Below are 20,622 nucleotides of genomic sequence, written 5' to 3'. Positions count from 1 at the left end.
GACGCGGAGCGGCAGTACGCGATGAGTGGACTCAAAGCAGCGAGGACGGCACGGGCGTGGTCACAAGAACGTCTTGTGCGGGAGATCGAACGCCATGCGCGCCAGCACATGCTCACCGTCGCCTCAACCGCGAGTTTGCGAGTGTACGTATCCGAGTGGGAGAACGCCCGACGGACGATCTCCAGCCACTACGCCAAGATCCTCCGCGCGTTGCTCGGGATCACCGACGACGAGCTGGCGGGCGGATCGCAGTCGCCGCTGGCACTCGCCACGGCCGACGGGTACGACGAGCTGATAGGCCGGATCGACGAGGCCAAGAACGTCAGCCTGACGATGGTCAAGACGTTCATGGACCAGACCGAACTGCTCCGGACCGTTGACCGGCAGATGGGCGCTGCCACTCTGGTCGACCAGATGACCGCGCACCTGACGCGGCTGGAAGACGCCCTCACCTTCGCGGTACTCCCGGACACCCGACGCCCGGTCGCCCTGGCCCTGGCCGGAGCTGCCACCCTGGCGGCCTGGCAAGCCCTCGACGTCGGGGCCGTGGAACGAGCTTGGCGTCACTACGAGCTGGGGAAGCACGCCGCCCAGGAGGCCGAGGAGCCCATGTACCTCGCGCACGCCACCGCCGAACAGGCATACGTGCTGTGTGACGCCGGACGTCCTGAGATGGCGGTGCAGCTGGTCCGAGATGCGCAACGTCTCGGCGGAAAGGGCATGTCTCCACGCCTCAGAGCTTGGCTGTACGCAGCCGAGGCGGAGATCTGCGCCCGAGCTGGGCTTCAGGCCGAGTGTCAGCAGGCTCTTGAACTCGCGATGCGACACTTGCCCGCAGGAGAAGACGCCCGCGACCCAGACATGCTGAGCATCTTCCTGAACGAAGGCCACCTCACCAGGTGGCGCGGGAGCGCTCTCGCCCTGATCGGCAACGAGGAAGCAGTGAGCAGCCTGTACGCCGCGCTGGAGACGGCCGACCCCACGTTTATCAGGGCATCGGCGGGGCTCCACTGTGACTTGGCCCAGGCCCACTTGGCCCGCGGCGAGCACGACCAGGCGCAGAAGCACCTGCGGCAAGCCCAACTGGTGGCAAGCCGGACCAGGTCAGTACGTCACAGGCGCCGGATCGAGCAGCTCACTCAGCGGTTGTAGGCGGCGCGCCGGCACCCCGTGAAGCGAGCACATGAAGGAGGGCGACCAAGGTGCCGGACCCCATCAGCTCACCACGAGCCATCAGCCCGGGAACGTCGGACAGAGGCACCCAGGCGATGTGTCCGGCCTCTTCCAGATCGGTCGGCTCACCGACCAGCTTCGCGCCATGACCGACGAAGATTTCATGCGGCGAGTCGACCATGCCGACCATGGGCTGGTAGGTGACCACATGCTCCAATGCATCCGGCCGCCAGCCGGTCTCTTCCTCGACCTCGCGCAGGGCGGACTGAAGGGGTTCCTCCCCCTGGTCGACGATGCCGCCCGGCAGCTCCCAGCCGAAGGCGTCAGGGACGAAGCGGTACCGCCACATCATGAGCACCCGGTCTTGGTCATCGATCACGGCGGCGATGGCCACATGGTGGAGCTTGACGACATGGTGCTCGAAGCGCTTCACGCCGGGCGGTTCCACGTCAACGAGGTTCAGCTTCACCCATCGGTTGTCGTAAACCGTCCGCTCACCGTGGATCTTCCAGGGCTCGACGTCCGCCGGCGCTTCGGTGGTCACTGACCGATCCGGCACCCGGTAGGAGCTACGGCCGTGCACCTCGACGACGCCTTCAGCCAGGAGCTTGGCCAGCACCTGGCGCAGGGCAGTACGGCCGATCTCCAGATCCTCCGACAGGGTCCGCTCGGACGGGAGCTTGGAACCTGGCGAGTACTTGCCCGTAGCGATCCACTCGCGGATCGTGCGGTAGACCCGCTCCGACTTCGGTCCCATCCTGTGAGCACGCTCCTGCCGTCACTGGTGTTCGTCGGATGTAGCTACACCAGGGTATGCCGACTCAATTGAGTCGCATCGACCGACCAAGAGGATCAACCAGAGCGCGGTAGAACTTTCCCTACTCGATCAAGGCCCGCGCAAGCGCGGGCGCGCGCCGCCTCTGCGGCGCGGCCTGCCTCCTGTCTGCGCCCCGGCTGGCCGCGCCCGGCGGCGCGCTACGTACAGCGGGCAGAAGCGAGGAAGTCAGCCGTAGGTTAAGAACATGCCTCCGGCGGGGGCGCTCAGGCTCCAGGATGCCGGGGCGCCGCTCGCGAGTGCCAGTCGCTTGGTGGCGAGCGTGGGGAGCTCCCATCCCGTCCGCCGTCGACCCAGGCAAAGCCGAGCAGTCGCGGCCCAGGGCGTCAAGGTCGTTCGTACAGTGGCGCGCTCCACCTTGACGCCCTGAACCACGCCCGCTCCACGGTGTGTGGGTCGACGGCAGACGGGATGGGAGCTGGGGAGGGGGGTGGGCTGAGGCTGACGGGCGTCCTCTCCAGCTATGCGCTATATCGGCTGCTTTAGGGATCTGTCCGGACTAGGCTCACCCGGAGCAACCGATCGGGGGTCCCATGCGAGCGACTGAAGAAGAGAAGCAAGACATCCGGCTGTACGTGGAGGACCAGGCACGCGAGACGGTCGTGCATCTGGAAAAGGTCGCGAGTGAGATGGTCGGACCTGCCCGCCACGACATCTGGGACGTACATTGCGAGGACAGCCGGTGGTGGGTTGTCACGAACGCAACCAAGCTCTACAGCCAGCAAGACTTCAAGAGTCGCGACGTGGTTCTCACGTTTCACGTTGGCCTCATGATTCGCATGACGTATCTCCAGGAACGTGACGTGCCCTTCACTCCCGAAGCGGCCGATCTCCTGCCCGGATCTTGGCGTCGTTGGGAGCAAGCCTTCACCGCCTACGACGGTGGCGATGAGGCCGAGGATTTCCAGGCTGTGGGGGTCCGGCTCCGTGAGTGCCTCGTCTCGTTCGTGGGGGAGACCAGCTCCGACGACCTGGTGCCGGACGGCAAGGAGCGACCGAAGAACGCAGACTTCCGATCTTGGTCCGACCTGCTGGCTAACCGTCTTGCCGAAGGGGCATCCGCAGCCAAGCTGCGGTCCTACCTGAAGAAGATCGCAGTTGAGACCTGGGAATACGTCAACTGGCTGACGCATGCCAAGAACGCTGTCCGAATCGATGCGGAGATTGGACTGAAGGCCGTAGAACACGTCCTCGTGATGTTCACGGAGGCGCGTCTCAGACTTGGCCAGGCAGCAACACGCTGTGATGAATGCGGCTCCTACATGGTTGTCGCAGGAATCTGTTCACACTGCGATTGGGAAGACCCGAACTACCAACCCCCCGAACGCCGTCCAGTCTCCAAGGAGGAGATGGAGAGGCGTCTGGCAACTCCGTGCACACCAAGCTCAGACATCTCAACATTCATGAGCCCCCACGACGCCTGACAGGCGGGGGCTGGGGGACGTACAGCAGCGAAGTGCAGCAACCCCACCGACTGCACCATCCGTCTGGGTCTTTCGCAGTCCATCTGACCAGCCCAGCGGCTCTCAGGAACCACGCCGCCCGTAGTTCGCATCGAGGGGCGCCTTTGCCCACGGGCCGCACAGGACGCCGTTCTCTTCAAGATGCAGGGGCTGAACCTGGCCAGTACTGTCATTGATGAGGACATTTAAAGACTGTCGTCCTGGGGTGATCGACATATGTCAGTAGTGGCTTATGGGGGTTCGACCCCATGGACCCGAGTTATTACCTGGTCGCTCTGTGTCAGCATTCTGTCTTTGATCATCGTCTCTTGGTCACTAATTACTGGCGACGATGATCGAACTCCCGCCCAGGTTTTTGGGGGTGTAGAGTTTCTGCTAGCAGGCGTTGTGATCATGGTTGGTGGCGTGGTAGACCTCCTCACCAGCCAGGAAACACGGCGTCCGCGGTCGCGTGCAGTCACCTTGAGTGCGGGCCTCGTGATGGGTATCCCGGCAATCGGGTTCAGTGAGCGGCTGAGTGCCCTCGGTGATCAGACACCATCCGGAACATACCTCGGAATAACGATCAGCCTATTTGTTGTCTTCGTGTTCTGTGGTACCTATGCAGTCTGGCTAGCAGCAGGTGGGTAGAACATGTCGCTTACGTTGATCGTCATATTCGCCGGAGTGGGCACCATCCTACTTCTGATCGCCGTCTTCGTCGGTCGGTACGAGGGGCGCCAGCCGACCCCAATGGCCCACGGCGCGACAGCGATGGTGGGTGGCATGTCGGGCAGGCAGTCGTCGATTAAGTCGGCCAAGAAGCAAGTGCATGCCGATGTTGTCCCCGACGCTAAGGCCACCGTGGCTGCCGCTCGCGAGAGGGTCAACTTGCAAGGGACCTCCCAGAAGGGTGGCGCGGCTGCATACCAGAAGGGTGGCGCGGCTGCGTACCAGAAGGGTGGCGCGGCTGGGTACCCAATGAAAGACGTGGCTACTTACAAGAAGGGCAACCCGTCCCACAAGCAGGGCACCCAGCGGCCGAAGCGCCGGACGGGATGATGGGGGTCTTGTCAAGGGCGAGTGTGGCAGCTGACACCAACGCCTGACACCAACAGAGGCGGACAGCGGCGGTCGGCGCCGGACCTGAGCGGACCATCGGTCGAGACATTCCGTCGGTGGACAGGTGTCCCCGGCTACCGGTGATCGACCTGATAAGGATGAGGCCAGACTTCAAGGCCTTGGCCTACACCGGCGCCAGCCAGACCATCGGCTGGCGCCCTTCACCTTGACTCAGTCGTTTGAGACTCCACCGCCACTCACCCAGATGCAGGGAGCGATCAGGCTGGCCCATCGCCTCTGTCTAGATCGCGCAAGAGCTCTGGCGAGTCGGCTACAGCCTTACGCGTCCGCTCCCTGGCTGCCGCAAGTCGCCTCTTCCGGAACCACCGGGACCGCTGAGGATGCCAGAGAGCTTGGTAGATCATCTCGGCGGCCTCGTTCAGGCCTTGCAGATGATGGCGTTCTAGCCACCCACCCCCCTCGTCGGGGCCACCGTGCCGCTCGTAGTTACGACGACTCTGCCCGTAGAACGCCAACCTGGTAGTCACGTACCAACTTGATAGATCACGAGGCACCCCGGCGATCATGGAGGCTGATTCGAATGCGTGCAGGGCCCTCCGGAGCCGAGGCCAGGCCTCGGGGTCATCAGCACGCCAAACAAGCTCATCCAGTTCCGTCATAGCGCTCCGAACGTCTGCACGAGCTTTACGACGTTCGGGGCTTGCAGTCACGTATTGGGCTACCACCTGGCCTGCAACGCCACCGACGCTGCCCGCACCAAGCAATTGCAGCCACCCAACAAGATCAGCCATCAGGCGACGGTACAGGCAACTTGAATCCACAGTCCTCTACGCTCGTAGGAAGCGGGAGGGGAAGCATGGAGAACTGGAAGCTCGCGCTGGAGTACGTCAAGGTCCTGGTCTGGCCGTTGTTATTGGCTACGCTCGCCATATCGTTCCGGCGTGAAATCCGGCTGCTGCTGCGTGACCGCGACGTCCAGGTAGAGGCACGGGGAGCGAACATCGCGTTGACTCGGGCCTCCACTGAGGCTGAAGCCGCCCTTGAGCAACGGGCGGACGTCCGAGCCGGTGGCTCAGAAGCTGCGACCGGTGTGGACGAGGTACCTAGCACGGACACGGCCGCGGCCACCTACGCAAGGCTTGCCTCCCAAGCTTTGGAGTCTCTCAGTGACGACTTACTCCCCGTTTTTCCTGTGAAACGCACGCGTGGAGACTCGTCGAACGAGAACGAAACGCTCGTGCGGGCCTGGAACCAGCTCGCCGATGATGCGAAGGTACTCTGCACTGTCTTCCCCAACGTCCGTCAGAACGTGAACCAATTCATCCCCTTGGCACGACAGAGTCGCGACCATCGGTGGAGGGATGTCGGAAGATCCTGGGACTCCCTTCGATGGGGGCTGCTCAAGTTTGCCTACGTAGAGCACCCCTACCCGTACGCTGCTTCTACCCGCGACACAGCGCCCCCTGCCGAGGCCACCGTTGTAGACATGTACCTCTCATCGCAGCATCTGGTGCGAGAGAAGATCCGCACTCTGCTACGTGAAGCCGCGACTACCGGCACCGCACGAAGCGCCGACAGCGGCTGAGGGCAATGGAACCGCTCCCCGTACGCGCACCATAAGCGCACGAGGTCGAGCGGGAAGCAGCGAGGAACCACGGTGAGTGCAGCAGTGCCAGGCTGAGCCCTTTCTCCTGCGTTCACCCAGGTCAGTGCCTGAGCAGACCGCAAATGCCCCCAGCTTCCCAAGCTGATAGCCCAACTGCTCAGTACGGCCGCGTAATCTCGTGCTCGTTCAACGCAGCCTCGTACCGCGCCAACAGAGCATCCAGGCCCGCCAGAAGAAGGCCTCTGGAGTCCCGAGCTTCGTCCACGTCACCTCGCTCGCATGCCTCCACCACCTCGGCCACGGCACTGCGGAGGATGTGAAGGGAGTCGCCCTGCACCAGAACCCCGGGGAACCGTCGGCCGGAGAGGCGAACCACAGCGTCGTTGCTGCCATCCGTGAACAGCTCGGCCTCTATACGCTCCATCGGACCATCCAACCTGACATCACCAGATGACATCAACGACTGCGGACGTAGGCGCCTTGAGCGATCACACACGCCACACCGGCAGGACTGCGAGGGCCGTGTGAGAACCGCCGGATCGAACTCCTAAAGCGGTGCTCACTATTGTGGGGCTCCACGTCGCCGATTCCCCCATACGTCCCCCAGAGGGAACTAGGACCGACGGATTTAGCTGGTCAGAGGATCTCAAGTCGGCCCGCAGTAAGTCTGCCGACAGGGCTCCCTTGAGCAGTTCAGAGGATTGGGCACCGATGCGGCAGTGGTTGTTGGCGGGTGGTGTCAGGGGTGAGTGCTGGCGTGTTGGAGGGCTTGGATGGATTGGGTGATGAGGGTGTGGATTCTGTTTTGGATGACGGTTTCGTCGAGGGAGGTGAAGGAGGTGTAGGGCAGGAGGCGGCGTAGGCGTTTCGTGGTGTCGCGGACGACGGCGCGGCGGGGGACAGGCAGGGTGGTGAGGTGGGGGGCGGTCAGTTCGCGGGCGAGGGCGCGGGCGAGGGGTGGTGTGCCGCCGATGGTGCGGCGTTCGAAGATCTGGTTGAGGTCAGACTCGGTGAGTCGGTCGAGCAGGTCGTAGCGGGTGGCGCCGTCGCGGGTCTCGGCGAGGGCATGGGCCTGCCACCACAGGCGGGCGAGGGTGTGACGGACCAGGCCGGTGCCGATCCAGCGTTCGGGGGTGCGGGTACCGAAGCGCCAGGCGGTGACGTCGGGGACGAGGCAGGTGGCGAGGTAGGTCCACATGTCGCCTTGGCCAGCCTCGGCGGGGGTGATGTCCATCGTGGTGTGCAGGGCTTTAGCCGCAGCGCGGTCGAAGAGGATCTTGTTGTGGTCCGCAGGCGGGGTCGGCTGACCGGCGCGCCGTGCACAGTCGCGCAGGGTGTCGGCGAGATGGTCGAGGTGGGCTGGGGTAACGGGGGTGCCACCGGTGGTGCCGTAAAAGGCGGTGGCGGAGTGGCCAGCGTGGTTCTTGATGTCCTGTGGGGTCAGAGTCGTGTAGTGGGCCAGGAGCGTCGTGGCCTCGGCGGGGGTGATCCGTGGATACAGCAGGCTCATGGCGTCTCCCCGCGCATTTGATGCTGGCGGCGCAGGGCGCCCTGCAGGGCAGCCGCGAAAACGGAGGGTTCGGCCTCGCGCCACGTAGCCACGGTTTGCAGTGACGCGCCGTGGAACAGATTGGAGACCAATACCGTCAGGCTTTCTGCCAGGCTGCCAGGTTCGTCAGCCGCGTCGGTGACGGCGTCGCGCCAGGCGGGGCGCAGGCAAGCTTCCACCAGTTGGCGGGCGACGTCGTCGTACATCGTCTCGAGCAGACGGCGCTGCATCGAGTTGGGGGCTGCTGCCCGGGTGGCGGCGATGACCAGTTCGGTGTCGGTCCGGTTGAGGTAGAGGCGGATGCCGCCGGTGACGGGGACGGCGGGGTCCTCGGGCAGGCCCAGCGCCCATCGGGCGTCCTCGTCGAAGCCGTGCAGCGCGAAGTCGATCACAGAGATCGGGAAGCGAGAGGCGCCACCCTCCAGGCGGGCTTCTGCGCTCTGCTCGCACAGGATCTCCCCGGCGTGGCGGGGGGTGAAGGGGGGCGCCGCCTCGGGGCGGGGGACGTCGTCGGCGAGCACCAGGCGTGTGTGGATCACGAGGGTGCCGCCGAGGTCGGTGCCCGACAGTTTGATCTGCACGGTCAGGTTCGTCGCGCCGACCACGAGGCGGCGGAACGCCGATCCCGTGTAGTGCGCGGCTGAGGAGTGCCAGTCGACGACCAAGGCAAGCGGGGTGTCGGCGGGCAACCTGCAGTCGGCCAGCGCCCGAGGGTGGTCGACGGTGACATGACGGGAAAGGGTGAGGTCGGCCTGGGGGTCCCAGTCCGACAGCAGCGCGGGCAGCTCTCGGGTGCCCTCGGCGTCGTCGATCTGCCAGGGGCCGCACGTAAGGACCTGGGGGGCGGGCTGCAGGAACGGCATGACGTCGTGTGCCATCAGCGGGATCCTTCCTGCACGAGGTGGGCGCTGACGCGGACTCGCGTGGCGGCGCCCGCGACGGGGCGCACCACCACCACCCAGTCGCGTCGGTCGGCAACGGTGAGGGTCAGAACGTCGCCCTCGCGCATCTCCGCCGCGTCGGAGCTGCGGAAGCCCACCACTTCCGGGCCGATCGCGCCGGCCGGTGGATCGTTCTCGCTGCCGTGGTCCAGGGCCACTGAAGCCATCGCCAGGACGCGGATGGGGGCGGCGGCCGAGGCGACGCTGATATCGGTGATGACGTAGAAGGCGCCGTCGATCTCGACGAGTCGGGGCGGGGCGAGGGTGCGCAGTAGGCTGCCCGTTCCCCCGCCCCTTGGCCGCCCTGGGGCGGGGGGCGGATGGTCGGCGCCCTGGCCGCTGCCGGTGGGCACCAGGGAAGCGAAGCGGTGAGACAGGGCGCCCAACGGCGGTTGGGAGCCAGCGGCCGACACCCGTTCGGGTTCGGCGAGGGCGTACTCGCGCATGCGGTTGTCGATCGTGCGCAGCGCCGAGCGCACCAGCCTCCTGGCGTCGGGGTCGGGCATGTTCTTAGGCACCCAGGCGTCGTGGGTGGGCGGTTCGGCGGCAGCGAAGGCGTCGTCCACCCCCACCGCGGTGCGGAAGACCGCGCCGTAGGAGACGTCGCTGTCGGGGAGTTGGGGGCCCGGTCGGTAGTGCACCACGAGGCCCGCCTGCCGCATCAGGGCGCAGTGGTGCATGGGCCCCTCGGATGGGGCGGCTATGTCCGTCCAGTGCGGGCGCACCGGTGTCATGAACGCCTCGAGGGTGAAGCGGCCGAGGTCGACGGCGGGATTCCTGCTGCGCACGTGACGCCCGTCGGTGTAGGCGCTGCGATGGGCGCGGATGAACGGCTGCAGCCGGGGGACCCCGTCCGGGTCGGGCAGGTCCAGCGGCCGGCCATCGACGCTGACGCGGCAGCGCATGCGCGCGGCGCCCGGGGCGTTGTCAATCATTACGGGCCACAGTTCCCAGAGCATGGCGGAGCCGAGGAATCGGGCGGCTTCCTCCATCGTGCGGGGGCGCTCGGGTTCGTCAGCCTCCACGGGGGCGCTCGAGCCGAGCCGGGCGCCCACGATCACGATGTCGGTGCCCAGTTCGTCGCCAGCGCGCGCTGGCAGGCCCAGGGCGCCGGCTACGGCGTCGGCGTCCTCGTCCAGCAGCGGGTCGGGGATGTTGTCCCCGGCGATGCGTCCCCACCAGTGGCGGCCGGTGTAACGGCGCTCGGCGTGGTCGAAGCCGGTTCCCAGCGCGGCGGCAATCAGGCGGGTCTGCACGCGGTCCTGCCACCGGCATCGGGTGCGCACCAGGACGGTGCCGGCCGCGCTGGTGGTGAAGAGCACGCCCTTGCCGAATCCGTACGTCCCTCCGCTGTGTGCGCGGCGGTTAGTGCGGCCGATGTCGCGGACCAGTCCCACAAAGTCCGTGCTGCCGTGGTGGACGCGGTCGCCGCGCAGCGGTCCGCCCAGACCGCCGGTGCCGCGGTCGCTGACGGTCAGCAGCACGGTGTCGGGGTCGTGCAGCACTGCGGCCAGGCCCAGCGACGTGTCGTCGCCGAACACCGGCAACAGGGCATCGATCCAGGGCGCCAGGCCGGTCTCGCCCGGTCGGGCGAGTGCGAGATCGAAACCGACCTCCCCGGTGCCCAGGCGGGCGTCCCAGGTGTTTTGCGCGGCCTCCCGCACCAGGACTTGCAGGGGGTCCAGGTCGGGGCGGCCGAGCTGTTTGCGGATGCCCTCCGCGTCGGAGGCACCCTCAGGTGCGGAGGGTTGGGCCCACCACACGGGAGCATTCATGACGTCGACCGCCCCTCGAGCCGGGCCACGACCTGTTCGTGGTCGAGGGCGTCGGGCAGTCGGTCGGCCACGTCCAGGGTGTAGCGGACGGCGTCGATGCCGGGCGGCAGGGGACCGCGCAGGTCGGCCGGTGTCAGGGCGGGGAAGCCAGCGTCGACGGCGAGCCCGAGCAGCCGAGGCCGGCCGTAGCGCGCGCCGGCGTACAGATCCGCGTCCTCTGTGCTGTATCCGGCCTTGGCCAACTGCTCGATCACGCCGCGGGAGTCGGCGGCCGCAGCCACCACACGCTCGGCGAGCTCGGGCAGCGACGTGCCGGTCGCGTCCTCGACCAGGCGGACCAGGACCAGCGTCAACCGGCCGCCGGGCGGAGGGGCCAGCTGGTCCAGACCGTGGATCTCCACGGTGGAGCCGCCCCGACCCAGCGTCTTGACCTCCACATCCCAGGTGCCAGGCAGGCGGAAGTCGTGGGGCACCCGGTCGGGCCCGGTCCAGATCTGGGTGGGCCGCAGGAACGCGTCGCCGTGCAGGACGTGCTCCAGCACGGTCAACTCTCCGAACAGACCGCGCTGTTCGGAAGTCGCCAGCCGCCCTCCGCGGCCCTGGAACATCTCCCGCCAGGCGTCCAGGGTCTGCCAGCAGGTGTGCGCGGGAGCGCCGCCGTCCTCGGCCAGGCGCTGCAGGACCTCACTGACCACGTCGTCGAAGAGGTCGCCCAGGTCCGTGCGGTGGCATATTAGGTCCGCGTAGTGCTGCACCCGGCCCTCGACCCGCAGACTCTCCCGCTTGAGCCGCACGTGCGCCGAGCGCAGGTCCTCGTGGACCTCCTCCAGGCGGGCGACGGGCAGCAGCAGATGGCGATCCCCCCGCGCGTCCAGCCCCACCTGCACCTCGCCCGCCGTCACGGCCAGGCCGATCGGCGCCATCGTCATGTGCTCGCCGGCTATCCGCCTCGCCCCCACCACCGGCCAGGTGAACCGCAGCTCGCGCCGCCAGTCGGTGTCCGCGCCGCTCATGCCTCGTCCGCCTCGTCGTCGAGGGCGTTGGCCTGGTCGTCGTACTCCGCGTCGTCGATCGCCTGATGGTCGACGCCCACCTGCACGTACCGGTTGGCGACCTTGTCCTTGGAGTTGCCGGGGAAGACGAAGGCGGCGCCAACGACGTGCTCGACGGCCTGAAGCGGCCGACGCGTGTCCCGGTTGGCCTCGTCGGGCGGGGAGTCCTTGGCGATCGGATACAGAAGCAGCAGACCCCGATCCTGGAAGTCCGGGTGGTCGTTGCGCAGCGCCACCAGGCCCTCCTCGAACCGGCGCCGTGCCTCGGCCGCGGGCACGTCCATGTCGACGACCCGGTGCTCCTTCGTCATCAGCGTCTTGATGTCGGCCTTCGCACCGCCGCTGTCCTTCAATTTGGACCGGTTGATGGTGCCGACCCGCACCCGCTCGTCGAACTCCACCACGTGCCGGGCGTCTGCGGCAGGGCCGCCCATGACGGCGACGGTCCAACTGAGCAGGCTCTGCGGCGAACGCCGGTTCTCGGTCTCAATGTAGGCGCGGATCAGACGCGGCTCGAGGTCCGGCGAGTCCTCGTGTACCTGATAGCTCTCCAGGAAGTGCAGGACGTGACGCACGTCCACGTCGCGCAAAAGCACCTCCCCGGTGCCGCGGTCGTCCAGCGCCGCGCCGTCGCGCAGCGCGTCGCCGACCAGGGTGTGAGCCGCGCACAGGTTGCCGGCCAACCACTCCCGCTCGCCCTCGGGGAAGTAGCGGGTCTGCACCCGGCGGCCGCCGTAGGAGGCGTACGCCGTCCGGGCCCGCCCCATCTTCGCCGTCACGTTCAGCACCGGATGCGTGCGGATACGCACCCCCACCTCGCCGGGCGGGATGTCGTCCTCCTCATAACGCCTGATGTCCAGGCGGATTTCGTGCTCGACCGTCGCCAGATGCCGGAAGTACTCCTTGAGCTGCTGCGTCATCCAGATCCGGGGCAGGTCCTCGTAGCCGGGACGGAACCCGAACCATCGGCCCATCTGCAGCAGCGTGTCGTAGGTGCGGGCCGAACGGACGAAGAAGCTCACCACCAGCCCCTCGAGCGTCAAGCCCCGCGAGAGGGTGTTGCCACCCACCGCAATCGCCACCACCGGCTCGGGCCGGGAGTAGTCCAACCGGTCGCGGCTGCGGTGGTTGTCGAGGACCACATCGGTCTGCGCCACGATGCCGGGCAGGTGCTCGCGCAGATCGTCGAAGGGGACGAAACGATTGCCGAACTGAGCGGCGGGAACCTTGCGGCTCTCCTCCTCCCACTGCCGGCGCAGCCGTCCCACCACCTCCTCGTCGTCCTGCTCCAAGGCGTCGACCATGGCCTGGCGCATCCGCTTCAGCGGCTCCCGGTAGGCCTCGTGCACCACCGTCTGCATGCTGGGATGCACGAGCATGGTGGAGTGCTCGTGGTCCCCGCGGCAGCGGCGGGCCGCGGTCGCCAGCCAGAAGTAGTGGACCGCCGCGGTCAGTTCGTCGGTCATGGTCGGGCCGAAGCCAACGGTGTCTGCTCGCCGGCGCGGCCGCAGCCGGTCGACCGTGGCGGCGGGAACGATGCGGATCATGTCGTGGCCGTCGAGATCACTGCCCGTCGCTTCGCCCTCCACCGCCTCCCGGCCGAAGATCTTCTCGGCGCCGAAGTACCCGTCCGGCTGGGGCAGGCTGAGGATAAACGTCTCCGGGTACAGATCACCGGCTGAGGGGTCGATGAGGACGTTGGCGAAGGGGGTGGCGGTGTAGCCCAGGTAGGTCCGCTTGTCGAACAGGTCGAGCAACTGGCGGATCTGCGGATTGATGATGGGGGTGTCCACGCTCGCCTGGTCGGCCTCGTCGTCGATAATCAGCACCGGCAGGTCGGCGAACGTCCCGGCCTTGACCGCAGGCCTGAGCCACTCGATCAACCGCTGCAGCCGTTTGTGGTTCTTCTTCACCACGCACAGGGTCACCCCGGTGCCGCTTTGATGCAGATACGCGGCCGCCTTGGAGTTCTGCTCCTCGAAGTCCGCCTCTGCGGACGTCAGGGTGAACCACCCGTCGTCCTTGCGGGCCAACAGCTGATCGGCCAACCGCTCCTGGGTCTGCCGGCGCAACCCGTTGTGAATGCCGGACAGCACGATGATCAACCGGTACCCCACGTCGGCCGCCTTCGCGATCACCGCCGTGTAGTTCGTCGTCTTGCCCGACTGCACGTGCCCGACGACCAGGCCCTTCGTCAAGAACGTCGCGTGCGAGGGGTCGTTGGTGTACGCGATGATCTTCGAGGAGGCCTCGTCCAGCACCTCCAGGCGATCCGTGGGCCAGCCGTCCTGTCGCAGGAACTCGGCGTACGGCACCCAATAGGGATCGTCCGCCAACGGCCCCGGATACCAGGGCTTCATCCCTGGCGCGGCAAGGATCTTCGGCGGGTATCCCACCCGGACCGATTCCGCACGCCTTTGAAACTCCCGGACGTAGCCCTCGATCTCGTCCGGGTCGAACCGCTTCTGGAACTTGAGCACCGTCTGCTCCAGACCATTGCGCTGAGCCTGAGCTGCAAAGACCTCGAAAAAGTCATTCACGGACCAGACTCTAGGGCAACCTACTGACACACGTGCGTACTTGGGGGACTCCAGGGACTCGGGGTGTTTCCCGAACAGGTCGGCCCCTGGGTCGGTGCGTTCCATGCGCCGTGGCGTCCGCCCGGGCCGAGGGCTGGTAGGGGCAAGTGGTGGGAGGGGGTGAAGGCGGTGCTATCGGCTCCTCGCCCGTCAGTACGAGGAAACCGTCGATGAGCTGGCCTAGTCCCCGCAGCCGTTCATTGCGGTCTGACAGGCACGACGGCTAGGCCTGCTCGAAGGGTAACTGCCGCCCCGTTTCAAAACCCAGTTTGAGAAGGCCGTAGTCCCCTGCCAGGCTAAGTTGCGTGACCGAGAGCGCCTTCTACTCCGACCGTGCGGGACTTGGTAAGGCACGCGTCAGCGAGACCATCTCCGCCGAAGCGTGGGCTGGACTTACCGCACTGATCCAGCAGCGTATCAACGACGGCTCACTCGCGCGGGCCTTTCCCCTATACGCCTGCCCTGACGACCCCGGCCGCAACACTGTCACCGGCACGGACGAGGAGAAGTTCCTCCGTTCCCTCACAGCTCATGTTCCTGACCTGGTCGTACCCCCCGTGACGCCTGATCCAGGTCAGGACGGCAAGCCCGCGGAGACTGCTGCCGGCTGGCCCTCCGGAGAGTCCCACGTGGCGCAGCACCCGAGATCCCCGCTGCATCCCGACAAGGTGCCGGACACGGCTACCGCACTGGACCTCATTGACTTCGTTGCCCTCCATATCGACCAGCCGACCCGCCGTTCCTCCCATAACTGGAACTTTGATCACACCCACTACTCCTTCCAGCAGCACGACCTCTATGACACCGAGCTAACGCCAGGAAAAGATCAGTTGCGGCACGACATCGATCTGCTGTTCGCAAGGAACGGCATCGCATACACGGTCGGTGACGATATGCGTGTCCGGCGCCTCGGACCGCCTGAGGCGCTTCCGTTGATCTCCGATTTCAGACCCTCGACCGGCGACCCCCAGCTAGACAGCAAGCTCAAGGACGCCATGGAGCGCTTCCTCTCCAGAGATTCGGCCGACCGGAGGGACGCTCTTGAGAAGCTCTGGGATGCTTTCGAACGGCTCAAGACGCTGGAACTTGGCGGCGGCTCTCTCAAGAAGTCATCAGTCAGTCAACTACTCACACGCGCGGCCTCCGGCTCTGAGCCGTTCCGCGATCTGCTGGAAGCAGAGTTCAAGACTCTGACGGGGATCGGCAACGATTTCACCATCCGGCATCACGAGCACGACAAGGAGGACGTTCCTACGGACACCGCTATCGACTATCTCTTCGTGCGGCTTGTCTCTGCTATCTCCCTTGTCCTTCGTCATACGGGACGCATGGCCTCATGACTGCCATGACGACAGACGGCCTACTGCGCTCGCTCGATGAGTGGACATCCCCCAGGCGTCCCCCGACGACCTCAATTTGCAGGCACAACTGCAGCTCACAAGTGATGGGCGGAGCCCGCTGTAAATCTGCTGACTCACCCCGGAATTTCTGCTTGAAGGGCTGATGCATGCGGCCCCTCCGGAACCGCTGCAGTACAGCAGCGAAGTACAGCAACCCTCGTGACCGCAGGCGACCGCCAACACCCCACAACGACCCATTGACCAGCTCACCTGACCACGATGACCTCGGAGCCGAGAGTTCGGGACGAAGCGCAGACCGCACCAGATGCGCACCAGATAGGGCGGTACACAGCGGTCAACGACGGGTACTGCGGCAGGCACGGCAGCTTGCCACCAGTGCTCGTTTTCGCTGGTCAGCGGCATGATTCGCGTCGACAGCCCCTTGATTCCCAAGCTCATGGGCGCAGAGCCTGGCCCTCTTGAGTTCCTAACGGACGTCAAGTAGCTCATGGTGTTCTTGAGGGTTGGTTCGTAGGGTGGTTGTCGACGGGCCGGTTGCCGGAGCACTTCGTGACTCCTTCTCGCGCCGGCTCGTCGTTGGGTTCTTCAGCTGCTGGGATCGGCGTCGGACGTGGACCTTCGCTCGGGCGGCCTTGTCGACCTTGTAGCGGGTCGCGCAGATCTGTCGTCCCTCGGCCTCGGTGATCTCGCGGCCGTCAGTGTCGCGGAGCTCGTAGAGGGTGCCGTTGCGCCAGCAGGCGGCCAGGCGGGTGATCAGTGCGGCGGCCAGTGTGCACAGGGCGGAGTTGTGGTGTTTGCCCTTGTTGGCGACGAGATCGTGGTAGCGGGCGGCCAGGGTGGGATCGACGTGCCGGGCGATATCCGCGGCCTTGAACAGGGTCTCGCGTAGTCCGGGATCTCCTTGGCGGGTGGGCGGTCCGTTGCGGCCGGTCAGTCCGGACTGGCTGACACGGGGGACCAGGCCGGTGAAGGCGCGGATGCCGGCCAGGCTGGCGAAGCGGTTCGGATCTCCGCGCCTGCCCAGGATGCCCGCGGCCGTGGTCACGCCGAAGCCGGGCCCGGAGGCGATGACCTGGCCTGGGTCGGCTTCTTCGTAGAGGACGGCGATCCGGTCCTCCAGGGTGGTGATCTGCGTGTTCAGGTGAGCGGCCATATGGGCCTCGCCGGCGATGTCCTCGGCGAGTTCGGCGAAATCCAGGGCGTCGTCGGGCCAGAGCTTGAGGGTCTGCTGGGCGGCGTTGACGATCTGTTCGGCGTGCTCCTCGCGCCACTGTCCGCGGCTGTGCCGGATCAGCATGGCGGCCAGTCGTTTTCGGCCCAGCCGCCGGATGGCGTGGGGGTCGGCGCCGGTCTTCGCCAGCACGGCCAGAGCCGCTTTGGAGTAGGCACCGGTGCCCAGGGCATCGGCCCAGGCGGGTCCGAGCAGCTCCAGCAGGGCATCGAGCCGGTAGAAGGTGGCGGTGCGGCGTTCGACCAGCGTGCTGCGGCGGCGGACGGCTCGTCGCAGTGCGTTGGCGGGACCTGTGTCCGACAGCTCCCGCAGCCCTTCGGGGTGCAGCAGCGGAAGCCGCGCCAGGACCCGGGAGTCGAGGCGGTCGTTCTTGGTGTGCTTGGAGTAGTAGTCGCGCAGGTCCGCCGACTGTTCCGGTGGCACCAGGACGACCTTGGCGCCGCGGTGCTGGAACCACGCGGCCAGTGGGGCCCAGGCGTTGCGGGTCGGCTCCATGATGACGACGACGTCGTCGGTGCCGGGCAGTCCGTCCCATAACCGTTCGAGGTCTTCGGGCGTGGTCGTGAAGCGCCGTCCGGAGAACTGGATCTCTCCGGTGGCGTCGGTGCAGGTGGCCCGGTGCGAGGCCCGGCAGGCCACATCGATTCCCAGGTGCAGTCTCAACAGGCTTCCCGTCTGGTGCAGCGGCAGGCTGACGCTTGTCCAGCCCCTCCACCACGACCCGCGTGGCACGTGTTCCGCAGGGTTGTGCTGACCGGACATTCGGTAGCAGCGGTCCGCGCTCGCCGCGGCCACGAGTTCCCAACAGGGACGCACGTGCGTCGGGAGGTTCAACCAGCCGTCGATCAACGTTGAGAAGTCGCCTGCAAGCAGACGCTTCGGTCAGTGATCCAGCCGTGCCGGAAGAACCGGACCCGACGCACCCTACGCAGCCCCCGAAGATCCCGGAGGGCCATCTCCAAAGCTAAATGTCCAGCCCCTCCACCACGACCCGCGTGGCACGTGTTCCGCAGGGTTGTGCTGACCGGACATTCGGTAGCAGCGGTCCGCGCTCGCCGCGGCCACGAGTTCCCAACAGGGACGCACGTGCGTCGGGAGGTTCAACCAGCCGTCGATCAACGTTGAGAAGTCGCCTGCAAGCAGACGCTTCGGTCAGTGATCCAGCCGTGCCGGAAGAACCGGACCCGACGCACCCTACGCAGCCCCCGAAGATCCCGGAGGGCCATCTCCAAAGCTAAATGTCAGTGCCAGCCACTACTGTCGTCGAAGATCGTCAGGTCGGTGCTGTTGCAGGGGGACACATGGGTGGTCAGTTACATGTTGGTCAGGTATATCGCTATGCCACGGGCAAGGACCCCGGCCCTGCGGTGCTTGAGGGGTATCCCAACTTCCACCACGTGACCCACTCACCCAAGCTCCCACGAGCCTTGCTCGAGGCTGGGATCAATGGGATGGCAAAGGTACGCGCGCCAGATGGGGACAGGCGGCCGGTGATTCTGATCCGGTCGAGCCCCTGGAAGGCTGGCACCGAGCAGACGCCTTGGCACGACGTGTTCGACATGGACAACGGGCACGTCCGCTACTTCGGCGACCACAAAGCAACTACCACCGTCGAGCCCGGAAAGACCAACGGCAACGCTGCCCTGCTCGATGCCTTCACCGGACACCAGGGGCACACTCCGGAGGAACGGGCCAGCGCCGTCCCGTTGCTGCTGTTCCGCGCGGTCTCTCGCAGCGGGCGAGTCAAGGGGCACGTCGAGTTCTGCGGGCTGGGCGTCATCGAGCGGGCAGAACGACTGGTGCAGTGGGGCGGCAGCGAGCACACCACATTTACGAACTACGTCTACGACATCGCCCTCATCGACCTCACCCACGAGGACGACAAGGTCTCATGGGAGTGGATCGACTCCCGCAGGAACAAGACCGTGAGCGACACAGCGTCACTCGAACACGCTCCACGGGCATGGCGCGAGTGGATCAAACACGGCAACTCGGCGCTACCTAGGCTTCGCCGGCGCGTTGCTCGCGCCAAGGTAACCAAGGTGCCCGAGCAGCGGCCCAGACCGGGCACTACCGAGGCCAAGGACCTGGAACTGATCTACAAGTACTTCGATGGGCGCAAGCACGACTTCGAGGCCGTCGCCTCCGCGGTCGCAGCCCGTGTGCTGCGCGGCGCCGGCAACAGCTACGTTGACGGGTGGCTCACTCGAAGGTCCGGGGACGGAGGAGCAGACTTTGTCGGGCGGCTCGACATCGGCAGCGGATTGGCCGGCACCAGTCTCGTCGTCCTCGGGCAGGCGAAGTGTGTCAAGCTCGACAGCCTTGTGACGGCCGAGCAGATTGCTCGCGTCGTCGCCCGACTTCGACGCGGCTGGATCGGCGTGTACGTCACGACCGGGGCGTACTCCGTGCCCGCACAGACCGAAATGGTGGAGGACCAGTACCCGATCGTCCTGATCAACGGAATGGATCTGGCCCAGGAGCTCAAGAGTATGGCCCGGGACGACCACGGCGGAGACCTCGAAGCCTGCATCGAGCACATACTGACGGTACGAGAGACCGCGGTCACAAACCGGCGTCCGGAAGAAATTCTGCTGGAATAGCCATAGGTGTGCGCGGCCTATTCGTGGACATCGGAGCCGCATCGAAGCCCTCACTGCCCCCTGACCAGTGGCAATCCGCCGGACGCACGGGGCCTCCGGAGAAGAGCGAGCTCCGCAAGCTTCCAGGTCACCCCATCAGCGAGAACCACCTCCGGTACCAGCGCGCTCTGCTATGGCCAGTACCCCCCGATCGCACGGGAGGACACGTATAGCTGACGTAAGGGAGCACGGCCGTGAGTCAGAACTGAGCTGCGTCAGCCAAGTTCGCGAGAACTACTTGATCGCTTTCCTCACTCTTCCAGAATTCGAGTTTCCCGAGCACATCATCCGCCGGTGGTTCCCATCCGAAAGCGGCACTTAGCACATGGATGGCAAGACGAGGTGGAACAGCGTTACCGATTTGTTGACCGACATCATTTCCAGACCACGGATAATCGCGGGGGAATGATTGCAGTCTGCCAGCTTCCGAGAAGGTGAAACGCTCGAGCTCTTCGCCAGTCTCGGAAACTAGACGATTACGAGAGATCTTTCCCGTTACCGTGGCTGAAGGTTCCCATGATCCGCGACGACCTCGCGCCTTAGGGTCTCCTCCCGTGCCATAATTGGAGATTACCAGGAAGGGGTAAGGGCGATTCAAGACCTCTCCCATGCTCACCCAAGGATCTAGTCGGTTGTCGCCAATCTCACGCTTAACACCCTTCCGATATGGCCGATGAGTCACCTGGGGAAGGCTCATCTTCTTAGCATCTTTGTGGGCAATAAGAACGGCTCTTTTACGGGTTTGCGGAACTCCGTACTCCTCAGTTCGCAGGATCCCGCTGTCCGTGGCGTACCCTTCGGCCTTCAGGACGTCTTCGTATGCTTCCCAGACTGGAAGCACGGCCGGGACCTGTTCAAGCACAATCGCCTTATACGGCTTATTGCTGTCGATCGCCTCTAGAGCCCAACGCAAGGGTTCCAACACGAGCCCGGTTCGCTCATCCTCCATTTCTGCCAGGTCGCGATTAATCTGATCACGAGACTCCCGGGCGACGATGCGCTTGATGAAGGCCAGCACATCGTCGAGTGCTCGTCGCCCAGCGCCACCACCGGCGACCGTGAAAGTCTGGCATGGTGGCCCGCCTGCGAGGACATCTGCATCTGGAAAATCCGAAGGTCCGTAGTCTCGGACATCGCCTTCAATCGTCGCCAGGCCGGCCGCGCGCCGGGTCATGCAAGCTGCGCCATCCCACTCGATTCCCACCGTCGCGACACCGAGCTTCTCTGCTGCCACGTCGAGCCCGCCGGGGCCAGCAAAGAGGTCCACGATCTGGGTAGGTTGCACTTGGCCTCCAGGCTGCGTTGCGGTCTGATCTGGCACATCAGCCCCACAAGCGATCGTTCGACAGCGAT

Annotated in this window: 15 protein-coding genes; 6 read left to right on the top strand and 9 right to left on the bottom strand. The window is 65.8% G+C overall.

What is annotated here, in order from left to right; genetic code table 11:
• Window positions 1–108: 108 nt before the first annotated feature.
• Window positions 109–1,152, top strand: a complete 1,044-nt coding sequence (locus AC4BEG_RS17435) for an NsdA family TPR-like regulatory protein (protein ID WP_490707108.1) — start codon at window positions 109–111, stop codon at window positions 1,150–1,152.
• Here AC4BEG_RS17435 and AC4BEG_RS17430 read toward each other — a convergent pair.
• On the bottom strand, window positions 1,136–1,930 hold the full coding sequence (locus AC4BEG_RS17430; RefSeq protein WP_490706786.1) for an NUDIX domain-containing protein: 795 nt from the start codon (window positions 1,928–1,930) through the stop codon (window positions 1,136–1,138). The two genes, AC4BEG_RS17435 and AC4BEG_RS17430, sit on opposite strands and share 17 nt — an antisense overlap.
• Window positions 1,931–2,541: 611 nt before the next feature.
• On the opposite strand from AC4BEG_RS17430, the gene AC4BEG_RS17425 reads away from it, so the two are divergent.
• The 3 genes from AC4BEG_RS17425 to AC4BEG_RS17415 all read left to right on the top strand — a co-directional run bounded on the left by AC4BEG_RS17425 (window position 2,542) and on the right by AC4BEG_RS17415 (window position 6,118).
• Complete coding sequence (locus tag AC4BEG_RS17425; RefSeq protein WP_490706785.1) at window positions 2,542–3,432, top strand: hypothetical protein; 891 nt, start codon at window positions 2,542–2,544, stop codon at window positions 3,430–3,432.
• Window positions 3,433–4,104: 672 nt separating this feature from the next.
• A complete protein-coding gene (locus AC4BEG_RS17420) occupies window positions 4,105–4,512 on the top strand; it encodes a hypothetical protein (protein WP_490706784.1) in 408 nt (135 codons plus the stop codon).
• 877 nt (window positions 4,513–5,389) lie between these two features.
• Window positions 5,390–6,118, top strand: a complete 729-nt coding sequence (locus AC4BEG_RS17415; RefSeq protein WP_490706783.1) for a hypothetical protein — start codon at window positions 5,390–5,392, stop codon at window positions 6,116–6,118.
• 178 nt (window positions 6,119–6,296) lie between these two features.
• On the opposite strand, the gene AC4BEG_RS17410 is transcribed toward AC4BEG_RS17415, so the two are convergent.
• The 6 genes from AC4BEG_RS17410 to AC4BEG_RS17385 all read right to left on the bottom strand — a co-directional run bounded on the left by AC4BEG_RS17410 (window position 6,297) and on the right by AC4BEG_RS17385 (window position 14,101).
• On the bottom strand, window positions 6,297–6,563 hold the full coding sequence (locus AC4BEG_RS17410; protein ID WP_490706782.1) for a DUF6959 family protein: 267 nt from the start codon (window positions 6,561–6,563) through the stop codon (window positions 6,297–6,299).
• A 315-nt stretch (window positions 6,564–6,878) separates the two neighbouring features.
• Window positions 6,879–7,649 (bottom strand): DUF6339 family protein, encoded by a 771-nt coding sequence (locus AC4BEG_RS17405; protein WP_490706781.1) that lies wholly within the window; start codon window positions 7,647–7,649, stop codon window positions 6,879–6,881.
• Window positions 7,646–8,566 (bottom strand): hypothetical protein, encoded by a 921-nt coding sequence (locus tag AC4BEG_RS17400; protein ID WP_490706780.1) that lies wholly within the window; start codon window positions 8,564–8,566, stop codon window positions 7,646–7,648. The genes AC4BEG_RS17405 and AC4BEG_RS17400 overlap by 4 nt, the downstream gene beginning before the upstream one ends.
• Window positions 8,566–10,404, bottom strand: coding sequence for a hypothetical protein (locus AC4BEG_RS17395; protein ID WP_490706779.1), 1,839 nt, complete (start codon window positions 10,402–10,404; stop codon window positions 8,566–8,568). Before AC4BEG_RS17395 ends, AC4BEG_RS17400 begins: the two co-directional genes overlap by 1 nt.
• Window positions 10,401–11,417 (bottom strand): PD-(D/E)XK motif protein, encoded by a 1,017-nt coding sequence (locus AC4BEG_RS17390; protein ID WP_490706778.1) that lies wholly within the window; start codon window positions 11,415–11,417, stop codon window positions 10,401–10,403. Before AC4BEG_RS17390 ends, AC4BEG_RS17395 begins: the two co-directional genes overlap by 4 nt.
• Window positions 11,414–14,101, bottom strand: coding sequence for a Z1 domain-containing protein (locus AC4BEG_RS17385; protein WP_490706777.1), 2,688 nt, complete (start codon window positions 14,099–14,101; stop codon window positions 11,414–11,416). The genes AC4BEG_RS17390 and AC4BEG_RS17385 overlap by 4 nt, the downstream gene beginning before the upstream one ends.
• A gap of 239 nt (window positions 14,102–14,340) precedes the next feature.
• Here AC4BEG_RS17385 and AC4BEG_RS17380 point away from each other — a divergent pair, with 239 nt between their 5' ends.
• A complete protein-coding gene (locus AC4BEG_RS17380) occupies window positions 14,341–15,375 on the top strand; it encodes a hypothetical protein (protein WP_490706776.1) in 1,035 nt (344 codons plus the stop codon).
• Window positions 15,376–15,862: 487 nt separating this feature from the next.
• Here AC4BEG_RS17380 and AC4BEG_RS17375 read toward each other — a convergent pair whose 3' ends face one another.
• A complete protein-coding gene (locus tag AC4BEG_RS17375; RefSeq protein ID WP_490706775.1) occupies window positions 15,863–17,290 on the bottom strand; it encodes an IS110 family RNA-guided transposase in 1,428 nt (475 codons plus the stop codon).
• A gap of 788 nt (window positions 17,291–18,078) precedes the next feature.
• On the opposite strand from AC4BEG_RS17375, the gene AC4BEG_RS17370 reads away from it, so the two are divergent.
• The gene (locus AC4BEG_RS17370; RefSeq protein ID WP_490706774.1) at window positions 18,079–19,230 is read left to right on the top strand and encodes a restriction endonuclease; all 1,152 of its coding nucleotides are present in this window, start codon (window positions 18,079–18,081) and stop codon (window positions 19,228–19,230) included.
• A 238-nt stretch (window positions 19,231–19,468) separates the two neighbouring features.
• Here AC4BEG_RS17370 and AC4BEG_RS17365 read toward each other — a convergent pair whose 3' ends face one another.
• Window positions 19,469–20,554 carry a DNA cytosine methyltransferase gene (locus tag AC4BEG_RS17365; protein ID WP_490706773.1) on the bottom strand — a complete coding sequence of 362 codons (1,086 nt, stop codon included), beginning with the start codon at window positions 20,552–20,554 and terminating at the stop codon, window positions 19,469–19,471.
• Window positions 20,555–20,622: the final 68 nt, after the last annotated feature.

It is taken from the genome of Streptomyces sp. JLBJ103 (genome assembly GCF_058215575.1).
Note: the sequence above shows the minus strand (reverse complement) of the source record. Positions and strands in the feature narration are given on the sequence as shown.

Coding starts and splice junctions, on each gene's coding strand:
- AC4BEG_RS17435 (WP_490707108.1), top strand. CDS start 109: ATGCTCACCGTCGCCTCAACCGCGAGTTTGCGAGTGTACGTATCCGAG.
- AC4BEG_RS17430 (WP_490706786.1), bottom strand. CDS start 1,930: ATGGGACCGAAGTCGGAGCGGGTCTACCGCACGATCCGCGAGTGGATC.
- AC4BEG_RS17425 (WP_490706785.1), top strand. CDS start 2,542: ATGCGAGCGACTGAAGAAGAGAAGCAAGACATCCGGCTGTACGTGGAG.
- AC4BEG_RS17420 (WP_490706784.1), top strand. CDS start 4,105: ATGTCGCTTACGTTGATCGTCATATTCGCCGGAGTGGGCACCATCCTA.
- AC4BEG_RS17415 (WP_490706783.1), top strand. CDS start 5,390: ATGGAGAACTGGAAGCTCGCGCTGGAGTACGTCAAGGTCCTGGTCTGG.
- AC4BEG_RS17410 (WP_490706782.1), bottom strand. CDS start 6,563: ATGGAGCGTATAGAGGCCGAGCTGTTCACGGATGGCAGCAACGACGCT.
- AC4BEG_RS17405 (WP_490706781.1), bottom strand. CDS start 7,649: ATGAGCCTGCTGTATCCACGGATCACCCCCGCCGAGGCCACGACGCTC.
- AC4BEG_RS17400 (WP_490706780.1), bottom strand. CDS start 8,566: ATGGCACACGACGTCATGCCGTTCCTGCAGCCCGCCCCCCAGGTCCTT.
- AC4BEG_RS17395 (WP_490706779.1), bottom strand. CDS start 10,404: ATGAATGCTCCCGTGTGGTGGGCCCAACCCTCCGCACCTGAGGGTGCC.
- AC4BEG_RS17390 (WP_490706778.1), bottom strand. CDS start 11,417: ATGAGCGGCGCGGACACCGACTGGCGGCGCGAGCTGCGGTTCACCTGG.
- AC4BEG_RS17385 (WP_490706777.1), bottom strand. CDS start 14,101: ATGGAACGCACCGACCCAGGGGCCGACCTGTTCGGGAAACACCCCGAG.
- AC4BEG_RS17370 (WP_490706774.1), top strand. CDS start 18,079: ATGGCAAAGGTACGCGCGCCAGATGGGGACAGGCGGCCGGTGATTCTG.